Source organism: Variovorax durovernensis (assembly GCF_977011995.1).
In genome coordinates this window covers 433,521-446,309 of record NZ_CDRNCW010000002.1, presented here as the reverse complement: position 1 = coordinate 446,309, position 12,789 = coordinate 433,521, and the positions used below count along the sequence as shown (strand labels likewise).

Annotated in this window: 15 protein-coding genes and 2 pseudogenes; 8 read left to right on the top strand and 9 right to left on the bottom strand. The window is 65.4% G+C overall.

Annotated features, from left to right (window positions below):
* Positions 1-33: 33 nt before the first annotated feature.
* From ACWV14_RS34110 to ACWV14_RS34100, 3 genes are all read left to right on the top strand, one after another.
* Positions 34-375 carry an HAD family hydrolase gene (locus ACWV14_RS34110; RefSeq protein WP_454908225.1) on the top strand — a complete coding sequence of 114 codons (342 nt, stop codon included), beginning with the start codon at positions 34-36 and terminating at the stop codon, positions 373-375.
* A gap of 98 nt (positions 376-473) precedes the next feature.
* The gene (locus tag ACWV14_RS34105) at positions 474-1,478 is read left to right on the top strand and encodes a DUF2891 domain-containing protein (RefSeq protein WP_454908224.1); all 1,005 of its coding nucleotides are present in this window, start codon (positions 474-476) and stop codon (positions 1,476-1,478) included.
* A gap of 71 nt (positions 1,479-1,549) precedes the next feature.
* Entirely contained in the window at positions 1,550-1,840 is a 291-nt protein-coding gene (locus tag ACWV14_RS34100) for a DUF1330 domain-containing protein (RefSeq protein ID WP_454908223.1), read from the top strand.
* Here the strand turns inward: ACWV14_RS34100 and argC are convergent.
* Positions 1,824-2,750 carry an N-acetyl-gamma-glutamyl-phosphate reductase gene (gene argC / locus ACWV14_RS34095; RefSeq protein ID WP_454908222.1) on the bottom strand — a complete coding sequence of 309 codons (927 nt, stop codon included), beginning with the start codon at positions 2,748-2,750 and terminating at the stop codon, positions 1,824-1,826. The genes ACWV14_RS34100 and argC overlap by 17 nt on opposite strands.
* Before the next feature lie 82 nt (positions 2,751-2,832).
* On the opposite strand from argC, the gene ACWV14_RS34090 reads away from it, so the two are divergent.
* Together ACWV14_RS34090 and ACWV14_RS34085 are read left to right on the top strand one after the other, a co-directional pair.
* On the top strand, positions 2,833-3,723 hold the full coding sequence (locus tag ACWV14_RS34090; protein ID WP_454908221.1) for a LysR family transcriptional regulator: 891 nt from the start codon (positions 2,833-2,835) through the stop codon (positions 3,721-3,723).
* Positions 3,724-3,785: 62 nt separating this feature from the next.
* Positions 3,786-4,361 (top strand): dihydrofolate reductase family protein, encoded by a 576-nt coding sequence (locus ACWV14_RS34085; protein WP_454908220.1) that lies wholly within the window; start codon positions 3,786-3,788, stop codon positions 4,359-4,361.
* A gap of 10 nt (positions 4,362-4,371) precedes the next feature.
* Here ACWV14_RS34085 and ACWV14_RS34080 read toward each other — a convergent pair whose 3' ends face one another.
* From ACWV14_RS34080 to ACWV14_RS34070, 3 genes are all read right to left on the bottom strand, one after another.
* Positions 4,372-4,728, bottom strand: a complete 357-nt coding sequence (locus ACWV14_RS34080) for a hypothetical protein (RefSeq protein WP_454908219.1) — start codon at positions 4,726-4,728, stop codon at positions 4,372-4,374.
* A 32-nt stretch (positions 4,729-4,760) separates the two neighbouring features.
* Positions 4,761-5,552 (bottom strand): SDR family NAD(P)-dependent oxidoreductase, encoded by a 792-nt coding sequence (locus ACWV14_RS34075; RefSeq protein WP_454908218.1) that lies wholly within the window; start codon positions 5,550-5,552, stop codon positions 4,761-4,763.
* 103 nt (positions 5,553-5,655) lie between these two features.
* On the bottom strand, positions 5,656-6,603 hold the full coding sequence (locus ACWV14_RS34070) for an alpha/beta fold hydrolase (RefSeq protein ID WP_454908217.1): 948 nt from the start codon (positions 6,601-6,603) through the stop codon (positions 5,656-5,658).
* 120 nt (positions 6,604-6,723) lie between these two features.
* Between ACWV14_RS34070 and ACWV14_RS34065 the strand changes: the two are divergent.
* Positions 6,724-7,119, top strand: a pseudogene (locus tag ACWV14_RS34065) (LysR family transcriptional regulator); the annotation flags it as partial.
* A gap of 112 nt (positions 7,120-7,231) precedes the next feature.
* Here ACWV14_RS34065 and ACWV14_RS34060 read toward each other — a convergent pair.
* From ACWV14_RS34060 to istA, 3 genes are read right to left on the bottom strand one after another with little or no spacing between them, the layout of a single operon-like run.
* A complete protein-coding gene (locus ACWV14_RS34060; RefSeq protein ID WP_301512338.1) occupies positions 7,232-7,429 on the bottom strand; it encodes a hypothetical protein in 198 nt (65 codons plus the stop codon).
* A complete protein-coding gene (gene istB / locus ACWV14_RS34055) occupies positions 7,426-8,217 on the bottom strand; it encodes an IS21-like element helper ATPase IstB (RefSeq protein WP_301505346.1) in 792 nt (263 codons plus the stop codon). The genes ACWV14_RS34060 and istB overlap by 4 nt, the downstream gene beginning before the upstream one ends.
* Positions 8,210-9,727 carry an IS21 family transposase gene (gene istA, locus ACWV14_RS34050; protein WP_301505348.1) on the bottom strand — a complete coding sequence of 506 codons (1,518 nt, stop codon included), beginning with the start codon at positions 9,725-9,727 and terminating at the stop codon, positions 8,210-8,212. The genes istB and istA overlap by 8 nt, the downstream gene beginning before the upstream one ends.
* A 927-nt stretch (positions 9,728-10,654) precedes the next feature.
* On the opposite strand from istA, the pseudogene ACWV14_RS34045 reads away from it, so the two are divergent.
* A pseudogene (locus ACWV14_RS34045) lies at positions 10,655-11,215 on the top strand (substrate binding domain-containing protein); the annotation flags it as partial.
* A 33-nt stretch (positions 11,216-11,248) separates the two neighbouring features.
* On the opposite strand, the gene ACWV14_RS34040 reads toward ACWV14_RS34045, so the two are convergent.
* Positions 11,249-11,575, bottom strand: coding sequence for an EthD family reductase (locus ACWV14_RS34040; RefSeq protein WP_454908216.1), 327 nt, complete (start codon positions 11,573-11,575; stop codon positions 11,249-11,251).
* Positions 11,576-11,635: 60 nt separating this feature from the next.
* Complete coding sequence (locus ACWV14_RS34035) at positions 11,636-12,178, bottom strand: carboxymuconolactone decarboxylase family protein (RefSeq protein WP_454908215.1); 543 nt, start codon at positions 12,176-12,178, stop codon at positions 11,636-11,638.
* A 58-nt stretch (positions 12,179-12,236) separates the two neighbouring features.
* Here ACWV14_RS34035 and ACWV14_RS34030 point away from each other — a divergent pair, with 58 nt between their 5' ends.
* Complete coding sequence (locus tag ACWV14_RS34030) at positions 12,237-12,560, top strand: winged helix-turn-helix transcriptional regulator (protein WP_455240231.1); 324 nt, start codon at positions 12,237-12,239, stop codon at positions 12,558-12,560.
* The last annotated feature ends 229 nt before the right edge of the window (positions 12,561-12,789 follow it).

Genomic DNA, 12,789 nt, shown 5'->3' with positions numbered 1-12,789 from the left:
GCAGCTCAAGGGTGTCCTGTTCGATCTCGACTCGTGTCGAATGGCGCCGAGAGATCACGCAGGGAGACGGTTGCCCAGCTCTCCTTCCGGCGGCGCATCACCACCGTCCTGAGTTCCGAGCGAGCCGGCGTCAAGAAGCCGGACCCGCGCGTATTCACGAAGGCTGCGACCGAACTGGGGCTGGCCAACAGCCAGAGCGTGTTCGTGGGTGACCACCCTCTCAATGATGTCGAAGGTGCGCTGCTGTCCGGAATGCGCGCCATCTGGCTCCAAGGCTTCCACTGCTGGCCGGACCGCCTGGCCGCGACCGTCCCCGCCGCATCGTCCTTGGCGGAAGTCGGAAATCACATCGCACGGACGAGTGGCGTGCGCTGAGCTTCGGCGGCACCGACACCCCAGGCTTTGCCGACGGAGAGCGCCTCCGTCGTTGCTTATTCGTTCCGGAAGCAAGGCCATGTGCCAACATCCGGAAGATGCAACCGACCCTCACCGAAGATCTGGCCGCGCGCTTTGCCGACATCGCCCTGGGCCATGTCACGCGCGAATATCCCAACAAGCCCGACCACGTGCTGGCCGGCCCGCAGGACGCGCGCACGCCGAGCGAGCTGCATCCGGTGTTCTACGGCAGCTACGACTGGCACTCCTGCGTGCACAGCCACTGGATGCTGGCCTATCTGCTGCGGCGCTTTCCCGGCATCGCGCCGGCCGCGAGGATCGAACAGCTCTTCGACGAACACTACGTGCCGGCGAAGATCGCCGCCGAATGCGCCTACCTCGCCCAGCCCACCGCCCGGGGCTTCAAGCGACCGTATGGCTGGGGCTGGCTGCTCAAGCTGGCGTCGGAGCTCGCGCAGCACCGCGACGCGCGATGGTCGAACGCGCTGGCACCGCTGGCCGAAGCCTTCGCGCAGCGCTACCGCGACTTCCTGCCGCTGGCCACCTACCCCGTGCGCGTCGGCACCCATTTCAATACGGCTTTCGGGCTCCGGATGGCGGCCGACTACGCGCAGGCGACATCGGACACCGCGCTGGCCGAACTGCTGCTGTCCACCGGCCGGCGCTGGTACGGCGACGACACCGACTGCCCGGCCTGGGGCGAACCCAGCGGCGACGACTTCCAGTCGTCCGCGCTGATCGAAGCCGAATGCATGCGGCGCCTGCTGCCGCCCGGCGAGTTCGTGTCCTGGCTCGACCGTTTTTTGCCGCGCATTGCATCGCGCGAGCCGGCCACGCTGTTTCGCCCGGCGTCGGTATCGGACCGCACCGACGGCAAGATCGCACACCTCGACGGCCTGAACCTCAGCCGCGCCTGGTGCTGGCGCAGCATCGCCTCGGCGTTGCCCGAGGGCGATGCGCGCCGCAGTGCGGCGTGGCAGGCCGCCGACGAACATCTCGCGCTGGGCCTGCCCCATATCGCCGGAGACTACATGGGCGAACACTGGCTGGCCAGTTTCGCCGTGCTGGCGCTGGAGGCCTGAGCACTGGCTCCGCCTACATCGCCCGCGTCGCCAAGCTATATTTCCAGTTGATCAACCAGAGAGAAATCATCATGGCAAAAGCCTATTGGGTCAGCGCATACCGTGCCGTCAAGGACGCCGACAAGCTCGCGGCCTACGCGAAACTGGCTGGTCCGGCGATCACAGCCGGCGGCGGCCGATTTCTGGCGCGCGGCCTGCCCGCAAAAGTCTACGAATACGGGTTGTCCCAACGCACCGTGCTGATCGAGTTCGACAGCCTGGAACAGGCGACAGCAACGCACGACAGCCCCGAATACAAGGCTGCGCTTGCTGCGCTGGGCGACGGTGCCGAACGCGATCTGCGGATTATCGAAGGGGTCTGACGCCGGCCATCAGGCGCAGGTTCTGCACGGCCGCGCCGGCGGCGCCCTTGCCCAGGTTGTCGAGAACCGCGCTCAAGACAATCTGACCCGTGCGTTCATTGCAGGCAACGGCCAGACTCATGTCGTTCGTGCCGTTGTGGACTTGCGGGTCCAGCTCCGTCATCGGTGCGTCCGGAGACATCGGCACCACACGCACATGCGCGGCATCGCGATATCTCTCGCTGAGGCATTCGTGGATGCGCGCACCAGAAACATCGGCGGGAAGCATCCGAGCGTGCAGTCCGATGGTGAGCACGATGCCCTGCCGGTAGCTGCCATAGGCCGGCACGAAGATGGGCCTCTGTGCCAGGCCGGCGTAGGCCTCGATCTCCGGCACGTGCTTGTGCTCCAACGCGAGGCCATAGACCTTCAACGAATGCGCGCCCGTCCTGGCCTCGTACGCTTCCGCCCCCGCCCTGCCCTGGCCCGAATAGCCTGAAACGGCATGGATGACGAGCGGATAGTCGGCCGGCAGCAGGCCCGCATCCGTCAACGGCCGCAGAAGCGCGACCGCAGCGGTCGGATAGCAGCCCGGATTCGTGACCCGCAATGCCGAAGCGATGCGTTCGCCTTGCCGTGCATCGAGCTCCGGCAGGCCGTAGACCCAACCGGGGCTGGTGCGGTGCGCCGAGCTGGCGTCGATGACGCGCACTGCCGGGTTGTCGATCATCGCCACCGCATCCCGGGCCGCGGCATCGGGCAGGCAGAGGATCGCAATGTCGCACTCGTTGAGCGCGGCCCGACGCGCAACCGCATCCTTGCGCAGGTTTGCAGGCAGTGTGCGGATGCGAAATTCCCCACCCCGGAGCCGGTTCTGCAGATCAAGGCCGGTGGTGCCCTGGTCGCCGTCGATGAAAATATTGAGGTCCATGGAGCGCGATCGTAGATATGCGTTCAAGATAGCTCCAGCTAAATATATGCAACCCCGGATTAAGAAAAGTTGAATCATCGATATGCGGGAACTGAGCCTTGACCATCTGCGCACCCTGGTCGCCATTGCCGATCTCGGCTCCCTGGCCAATGCCGCACGCGCCCTGCACCTGGCGGCCCCCACGGTCACTGTCCAGATCGCGGAACTGGAGTCGCGCCTGGGCGGCCAATTGCTCGTTCGCGGACGCGGGCCTGCGCAAGCGACCGCATTGGGGGAGCGGTTCATCGCGCGGGCCCGAAGACTGCTGACGGACGCGGACGACGCGGTGGAAGACGTTCGACGACAGCTCGCCGGCCAGACGGGCCGCGTGCGGGTGGGCGCATCGACCGGGGCCATCGCGCACCTGCTGCCACCCGCGCTCGAACGTCTCGCGCGCAACCATCCCGGCATCGAAGTGAACGTGCAGGTGCTGACTTCCAACGACAGCATGGCCCGGCTCGCCGCAGGCAGCCTGGACCTTGCGGTCGTGGCCCTGCCCCAGGCGCCCGTGCGTGGCGTTCATGTCACGCCCCTGCGGCGCGAGGCTGTCGTCGCGTTTCTGCCGGCGGACTGGAAAGCCCCCAAGCGGCTCACCCCGCAGTGGCTGGCCCAGCGACCGCTGATCATGAACGACGCCTCCACCCGCCTCTACCGCCTGACAGCGGAATGGTTCTCCGCGGCCGGCGTCCACTGCCGCCCGCGCATCGAGCTCAACTACAACGACGCGATCAGGACACTGGTCGCCGCTGGCTACGGGGCGGCCTTGCTCCCCGAGGAATCGCACGAGCCTGCGCGTGATCCGCGCATCGCCGTTCGCCCGCTCAGCCCGGCGCTATGGCGGCAACTGGGCTTGGCGGTCAGCGACAGAGATACCAGTGGCCCGACGCGTTTCGTCCTGGAGGCACTGCTGCCTGCGAGAAGTTCGACCGCCTGACGCGTACCATGCCGTTGCGCGATACGGGGCCGATAGCTACGCTTGCTCTCAAGGAGACCCGAATGAGAAAGCTCAAGATCATGGAGCACATGTCGCTGGACGGCGTGATCCAGACATCCGGCGATGACGATTTCCCTTACGGCGACTGGACCGTGTCCTATCGGTCACCCGCGGGCAGGGACGAAGTCTTTGCCGCGCACGGCGGGCGATTCGACCTGCTGCTGGGTCGTCGCACCTACGACATGTGGTCGGGCTTCTGGCCGCAGGCACCGGCCAGTCCCATGGCGGACAGCCTCAATGCGGCCACCAAATATGTCGTTACCCATCGCCCGGAAAGCCTGGCGTGGGGCCCCTTCGAAGGGCTTGGGCCGGACATCGTCGAGGACATTCGCCGCATCAAGTCGCAGGCTGGCCCGAACCTGATCCTCTGGGGCAGTTCCACGCTGACGTCGACACTGTTCGAGCATGGGCTTGCAGATGAAGTAACGCTGATCGTCTATCCGGTTCTGCTGGGCACCGGGAAGCGCCTCTTTGCTGAAGGAACACCACCGCGCGCTTTCGAACTCGTCGGCACGAAAGCACTGCAGTCCGGCGTCATCCTCAATACCTACACGCTCGCCGGACCTCTGAAGTCTTGATCGAAGGGCATCACGACCGGAACCAGATCCTGAGCGTCACGTACACCGCATAGCCGAGGCCGAGCACCATCCAAAGCAGGAAGAACATGTTGGCCCAGTAATCGGCGGCATTCGCAGCCAGGGTGTAGAGCTGAGCTTGGCAGCCTTTTCCAACGCACGGGACCTCGCGGCGAATCAATGCGCGCAACATGAAGAACAACAGAGTGCAGGCGATGCCGGCGGACATGAGGAGGCCCACCGGACCCAATGGTCCCTTGACGAGTTCGTCGTTCTCGTCGCGTGGTCCCTTGCGAAGAAGCTTCTGCCCATACCGGTACCAGAAGACGGCCAGCAGAAGCAGCAGCGAGTAGTAGATGAGGTGTCGCATTTCTTCGGTTGCGCCATGACTGATGTTCTGCGTCAGAAAGCACTCTTGACAACGCCGCCGTCGACGCGAAGGGCTGCGCCCGTGGTCGCCGACGCGAGCGGACTTGCCACGTACGCCACCAGCGAGGCCACCTCCTGCGGCGAAGCGAAGCGCTTGATCAGCGATGTCGGGCGGACGTGATCGAAGAACTCTGCCTCGACCTGCTCGAAGCTCTTGTCGCTCGATCGCGCCATGCCTTCCACGAAGTCGCCGACGCCGCGCGATTTCGTCGGGCCTGGAAGCACGCTGTTCACCGTGATGTTCGTACCGGCGACCGATTCCGCAAGCCCGCGCGAAACTGCAAGCTGCGCGGTCTTCGTCATGCCGTAGTGAATCATCTCGGTCGGTATCTGCACTGCGCTCTCGCTCGAAATGAAGATGATCCTTCCCCAATTGGCCCGCTTCATTTCCGGCAACACCAGGCGTGCAAGGCGCACGCCGCTCAGGACGTTGACGTCGAAGAAGCGCTGCCAATCTTCATCTGGAATATCTTCGAAAGCCTTGGCCTCGAAAATGCCCAGGTTGTTCACGAGGATGCCGATGCCGGGGTGGCGACGCACGGCTTCCTCGGCGGCGTCGGCCCGGCTGAGGTCTGCGGCATAGCCGAGCACCGCGCCGTTCGTCTCCGAGCGGATGCGATCCACCGCCTCGTCGACAGCAGCCTGCGATCTGCCGTTCACGATCACGCTTGCGCCCTCCTGGGCCAGCGTGCGCGCAATGGCATACCCGATCCCGGCGGTGCTGCCGCTCACCAGTGCCAGCTTGCCGTTGAGTTGAAGGTCCATGTTGATTCTCCTTGGTCGATTCGACGTTTGTGCCCGTTGAATTCTGCTATTCGCGCCGTCAGGATGACGGGCCCCATTTGCCACTAGATTAGCCGCTTGGCCGCTAGCCGAGGAAGGTGATCAACGCCGGTATGACCTGGTCCGGCGCTTCTTCCATGAGCCAGTGCCCGGACCCTTTGACGATCACGCCCTGCACGTTGGTCGCAACCATCTTGCCCTGTTCGATCAGGAAAGTCCCGCCGGCCTTTTCACCGGAGAGGACCAGCATCGGCATGGGCAGCGGCGTCTTTCCCATTTCCGCGAACTCGGCCGCGTCCTGCTCGAAGGCCTTGAAGTATTCGAATCCGGCACGCATGCCGCCGGGCTGTGCGTAGGCCTTGGCGTAGAACCGGCGATCGGCTTCGGGCACCGAGTGCTTCGGGTCGGCCGCAAAGTCATTCCAGAAATGCTCGAAGTAGATGCGTTCTCGCCCGCTCACGAGCGCCAGCGGCGTCTTGCCGTGGAAATGGAAATGCCAAAGGTCGCGCAGGAGCCAGACGTTTTGCCATTCCCCGATGCCGGGCAGGAAGGCGTCCATGAGCACCAACTTGTCGGTCTCGGAGGGGAACTGGGCGGCATACGCGTAGGCCACCATCAGGCCGATGTCGTGGCCGACGATGCTGGCGCTGCGGATGCCGAGCGACCGGGCGAGCTCGTGGATGTCGACGGCCATGTTCTTCTTGCCGTAGCCCGTCTCGGGCTTCGACGAACTGCCGGCGCCCCGAAGGTCGGGCGCGAGCACGGTATGCGTTTTCGCCAGCAGGGGCATCAGCGGGTTCCACATGTGTCCGGTCTCGGCGTAGCCGTGCAGCAGCACAACGGCCGGCCCGGTGCCGCCAATGCGGTAGTGGATGCGGGTGCCGTTCACCTCCGCGGTGCCTGCGCGGAAGCCTGGCACCGCGTCGACAACAGGTGCGGCGTGCGCCGCGGTGCCCATGGTCAGCGCGGTACCAACCGCGACTGCACCGGCGATCAGCGCGCGGCGGGTGGGGGTGGGATGGGTATCGGTCATGCGGGGATCCTTTCTGTCGGTGTCTGGGGTGAGGAGAATTTATGGTTCAGCTTCACTTCCACAAAGGCCTCAAAAGTGGTTTACTCATTCAGCTTTCATGAATGATTGGAGCCGAGGTCCATGGATCGATTGCGTGCTTACGAGGTGTTCGTCACGGTGGTCGCGCGGGGCAGTTTCACCAAGGCGGCTGACGCGCTGGACACCTCCCCGGCCAACGTGACGCGCTACGTCAACGAGTTGGAAGCCCACTTGCGCACGCGGCTGATCAACCGCACATCGCGCCGCTTGTCGCTCACCGAAGGGGGTGAAGCAATGTTCGACCGGGCGAAGTCGATTCTTGAAGAAGTGGCGGAGACCGAGGCGCTGGCCACCACCGCGTCGCTCCAGCCGCGCGGGCGCCTGCGCATCAACGCGCCGCTGAGTTTCGGCAGCCTCGTGCTGGCGCCTCTGTGGCCCCAGTTCATGGCGAAGTATCCCGATGTCGAGCTGGACATCGCGCTCATCGACCGGGTGGTTGTTGGCGGCGGTGTAAATCCGCTGCTATTCGGCGGTGAGGATGCGGTTTTGCAGGTGGTTGAGGCGCAATGGAAGAGGGCCCCTTGCGGGGCCCTGGTTGGGTGAGCGGGGTTCAGAACGGCTCGTCCGGATCGAAGGACGCAGGCGGCTCGTCGTGCACGAGCTGGTCGTACCAGGCCTGCTGGACGTCGCGGCCGTAGATTCTCCACAGCTGCTCGCGCAGCACGCGCAGGCACTCGAAGACGGCCAGGGCCTGCTCGGCAGTCCAGTTGGTGGGAAGCGTTGGTGGTTGTTCGCGCTCGGACATCATGACTTCTTGCTCCTGACAGGTTTGCCTGCGCGCTGCCTGGAACGCGCAGCCAGGCGCTCCTGAGCTTCCTTGGCGCGATAGGACTGGCCCTCGATGCGCACGACCTCGGCGCGGTGCATGAGGCGGTCCACGAGCGAGACGACGCACCCTGCGTTGGGGAAGACCTCGCCCCAGTCGGCAAACGCCTTGTTCGTTGTGACCACGGTGCTCTTGTGCTGGTAGCGGCGGCTGACCAGCTCGAAGAGCAAGTCGGCGTGGCGGTTGGAGTAGGACAGGTAGCCGACCTCGTCGATGAGCAGCAGATCGGGCGCGGCATAGCGGCGCAGCCTGCTGCGCAGGGCCGAGTCGCTGTCCAGCGCCGCGAGGTCGCCGAGCAACTGCCCGGCGGTGACGAACAGCACCGTATGTCCTGCCAGCACGGCCTGGTAGCCCAGGTTGCAGGCGCACATCGTCTTGCCCACGCCGTTGGGGCCGGCGAACACGACGTTGGTGGCATCGGCGAGGAACTGCAGCGTCATGAGCTCCTCGATGGCTGCGCGATCGATCTGCGTGGGCCAGCTCCAGTCGAAGTCGGCGACGGGCTTGAATTGCCCGATGTGCGCATCGCGAAGGCGCCGCTCCAGGCTTCGTCGGCCGCGTTCCTGGAGCTCCCAGCGCAGCCACTGCGCGATGCGCTGCGCCGCATCGGCGTCGGCCATCACCTCGGACCAATGGGCCAGAAGCCCATGCAGACGGAGGCCCTGGGCCTGTTCGCGCAACTCGGCGGCGTTCATCGGTGTCTCACTCATCGCGGCGATCTCCTTGGTCGGGCTGTGAGGCCTGCACGATCTGGTCGTACGACGCCAGCGCGTGCGAGCGCACCGGCGCGTCGCGCCGGGCGACCTCCTCGCTCAGGCGCAGCTCGGTGGGCGGCGGCAGGCCCTGCTCCTCGCGGGCGCGCTCCAGTGCCAGGCGCACGGCGTTGGGGTGTGGCACATCGCGTTTGAGCGCTTCGCCGATGGCCGCCTGCAGGGGCGCGGCGCCATAGCGATCGAGCAAGCGCAGCAGCGCGGCCGTGATGGTGCCCAGGTTGTGGCCGCGCGCGGCCGCCGCCTTGAGCAACGCGAGCGCCCCCGGCGCAGCATGGGCGAGCCGATCGGTGCCGCGATGCGCATGGGCGGCGCGCTTGCGCTCCACCAGCGCCTGGATATGGGCCAGATCCTCGATCTGTTGGCCGCTGTCATAGCTGCGCGGGTGCGAGGCGACTTCCTGTGCCCCGTCGAAGACGCGCATGCGCCGGTCATCGGCAAGCACCGACAGCGTGCGCCGCACATGGGTGTGCGGCACCGTGTAGTCGTTCAGGTCGAACCGCACGTAGGGTGTCTTGCCCACCTGCACGGCCACGCGCTCGCCCAGCGGGTACTCGCGCTCGGGCAACGCCAGCAGGCTCGATCGCTCGACCTCGAAGGCATCGTTCACGCTCAGGCGTGAATCCTCCGGCCAGCGCCGCTGCGACGCCTGGCCCTCGCACCAGGCGCGCGCCTGAGCGTTCAGATCGTCCAGGTCGATGAAGGCACGGGCGGCGAAGAAGCTGTCGCGAACGTAGCGTATGGCGCGCTCGACCCGGCCCTTCTCGTTCCCGCGCGCGATGGCCACCGGGCGCGGCTCGAAGCAATGATGGGCGGCGAACTTGAGCAGCTCGGGGTTGAAGCGCACGGCGTCGCCTACGCGCTCGAGTACGGCGCTCTTGAGGTTGTCGTAGAGCAGGACCCTCGCGCACCCGCCATAGGCGATAAAGGCCTCGGCATGGCCGCGCAGGAAGCTGTCCATCCGGGCATCGAGGAAGAACCTCAGGAAGATACGCCGCGAGTAGCTCAGCACCATCACGAAGGCCATCAGCGGTCGGCGTGCACGGCCGATCTGCAGGTGACCGAAATGAGCCCAGTCAACTTGGGCGGCCTCACCCGCAAGGGTGCGCAGCCGCAGGAAGGCCTCGGCCGCTGGGCGCGGGCGCATGCCGGCAATGACATGGCGGAAGTGCTCAGGGCTGCCGCGGTAGCCGCGTTCGTGGACCATCGTGAACAGCCGCGCGGCGGTGAGCGTGGGGAACTTGACCAAGGTCGCGAGGACGAAGTCGCGGTACGGATCGATGCGACTGGGCCGCAGCGGCGAAGCCGGCGCGGGATCGCCGGCCTGCGCGAGCACGCGCCGCACGGTATCGCGATGCACATGCAACTGGCGGGCGATGGTGCCTACGCGCCAGCGCTCGGCGCGGTACAGACGCAGGATCTGCGCACTCAGATCGGCATGGATAACCAAGGTGTCTCCTTCACGGACAGGGATCGATGAGGCGAGCAGGCCAGCGTGAAGCGCGGGCGTGACGCAGGAAGCCCTGGCGAGTCCAGGGCGACAGCGCCGCGGCACAGCGCCGGCAGCGCCAGGCGATCGGCGTCGCATCGGACACGGAGGGCGCGCGCACGTGGGCTTGCTCAGGCGCGGCCAGTGGAGCACCGAGGGCCGGGATCGGGGAACCCTGATGCGTCACGATGTTGGTGGCGGCAGTGTCCAACGCGGCCACTGAGTGGCACGGCCGCTCGCGTTCGCGGCGTCGCTGGCGCCAGCGGCGTGCGCGCTCGGCATGCGCCATGCGTCCGGCGCGGCCTGCCTGGTAGCGCCGTGCGGCCTCGCGCTGCGAGTCCTGGCGTGCTGCGCGAGAGCACGCCGGGCCGCAATAGCGCTGGCCGCGATCGCAGCGACTGCACAGCAGCACCTGTGCACGGCAGCGCGCGCACACGAACAGGCGGGCGGGATGGTCGACCAGTTGCCAGGCTCCTCGGGGTCACTCCCGAGGACCTCGCCGCTCAGAGCGGCGCCCCGCTGCTGCGAGCGGGCCCGGCCCGTTCGCAATACACTGGCGCTGCATCCGCTTCGGCGTGTTGTAGGGCACGGCGTGCGGAATGAAGCTGCCAGGCCAACGGCCGCCGCCGTGCCCGCCTACGACTCGGGCATGCCCCGAGTTCTACCGCACTCGCAGCCCACCCTCCCAGAGGACCGTGGCCGTCACGACGCGCCGCCGCGCAGCAGGCCGCCCTGCAGGGCGGCCTGCTGCGCGACCCATCCCACACGAACGATCACTGCAAAACCGCCGCCTCGCCGCCGGTCACGGAAACGGCACCTCACCGCCGATGAACAAAAGCGCCTTCTCACCGCCGATGAACAAAAGCGCCTTCTCACCGCCGAATAAGCGCGCTTCCTGACCGCCGTTCACAGGTGGTCGACATCGTCGAAGAGGGCTACGACCTGGCCATCCGCATCTCGCGCACCACGTCGGGAAACCATATCGCGCGCCGCCTGGGCCGCTCGCAGAACCTGGTCTGCGCCTCGCCCGAATACCTTGCGACCCATGGCATGCCCACGGTCCCGGCGGACCTTTCGCGGCACCTGTGCCTGGGCTACACGTATGGCGCAACATCCGATGAGTGGCAGTTCGCCGGCCCCGGCGGGACACTGGAGTCCGTGCGCGTGCGCTGGGCCCTGCGGTCCAACAACGGCCATACCGCTCGAGCCGCTGCACTCGCAGGCGTCGGCGTCATCTGGCAGCCGAGCTTCGTAGTGGGCCAGGATGTGCAGGCCGGTCTCTTGGTCGAGGTCATGCCCGGCTATCGCATGCCCCCCATCGACATCCTGGCGATCTACGCAAGCCGTCGCCATCTCAGTGCAAAGGTGCGAGTGATGGTCGACTTTCTGGTCGACGCATTTAAAGATTCGCCGCGGGAGGAAGGCGAATTGGCGGCGATTGGCAAGTGACCCGGCTGCCGATCCGAGACAGTCGCGCCTTGGTCAGACTTCCGAACGCTCCACTATCACTTCACTGATCTGCACCACGGGTGGAATATCCGTGTAGTTGGCGATATCGCCCCTGATCTCCTGCTGGTGCTCTCCAGAGGCTGCCCGGTAAGCTTCGACAGAAGTGCAGACGAATTCGCACTTGGCCACGTAAACAGGGTCAGTGCCGGGAGCACGTCCTGAGATACCCCTCTCCACCGTGTAGTACAGACATGCAGTGCCGAGCAGCCGTTTCATCATCGGCATATGCCGCTCGCGGTAGTAATCATGATCGAATCGCGCACCTGCTGCGTACGGGTACATGACACTGACTTTGATCATCGAGATCTCTCCTTTTGTTGCACGGTAGTCAATACGCCGACGACTGGGCCGGAAGCCGCCTCACGCCGGGAACCGTGCGCCCGCCTCTTCCACGGGCATGCGCAGCCCGTTCGTGAGATAGCTGACGGTGCGATAGAAGCCAGCCAGCATCAGCAGTTCAATGACGGCTTCTTCGGAAAAGTACTTTCGCAACTCGTTCCACAGTCCATCGTCGATGTCGGAGTGCGCGTGCAGGGAGTCGCACAGGCGCAGAAGGACCTGGTCCTCGGATGACCAGCAGGCTTCGTTCGCCGCACCCGTGACGGTCGCTTGAACCTGCACTGGCGTCAGGCCGGCGAGCCTTGAGAAAGTCGTGACGTGGATGCCCCATTCATATTCGGATCTGCACAATGCCGTTGTGCGATGAATCACGATCTCGCGCTGCCGGATGTTCAAGTTGCCTTTGTCCAGCAACCCACCTGCAAAGAATTTCTGAAACAGACGAGAGTCGCGTGCCAACGTTGTGAACAGCCGCAAGGGGGGCTTGCCCTTCATCAGCCTGTCGAGCGGCCTGGAAATGTCTTCACCAAATGGCGGTGTTGCTGGCTCTATGCGTGCGGGCATGCGAACTCCTGATTCGATTGCCGAGCCATCGTAGGCTTCTTGCTGTATAAAGTAAAGCATGACGACGCCTCGTATCGGCCGACCAGTTCGCGGTTCCACCACCGGCCGCCCCATCATGGTCGCTCTGGACCTGCTGGGACGGCGCACTGCGCTGCGCGTGCTTTGGGAACTTCGGGCGGACTCGCTGACCTTCAGGGCGCTGCAGGACGCTTGCGAAACCAACACGCGATTGCTCAACACGCGACTCACTGAACTGAGAGAAGCCGGCCTTGTCGACCATGCCGAGGGAGGCTATCGACTCACGGACGAAGGGCAACGGCTTGCGAAGGCGCTGAGGCCGTTGTCAGCTTGGGCGGACCAGTGGGGGAATCGAAAGCGATGAGAAGGAGGCTCGCACCATACGCGTTGGCGCACCATAGGAGTGCCCACGGCGCCGGTCTGCAATGACAGCTTTTGCAAGGGCCAAGACCGGCGCTGCCGCCGACTTCGTTCTCTGGACTCGCGAGGTCCTCAAGTGATCCGTGTGGACACCGTGTGGCTTGCGGCAAATTGTCAAAGACTGGATAGAAGCAGCGCGTGCTTTGATAGCCAGTCGAAGGCGGTGAACCTCG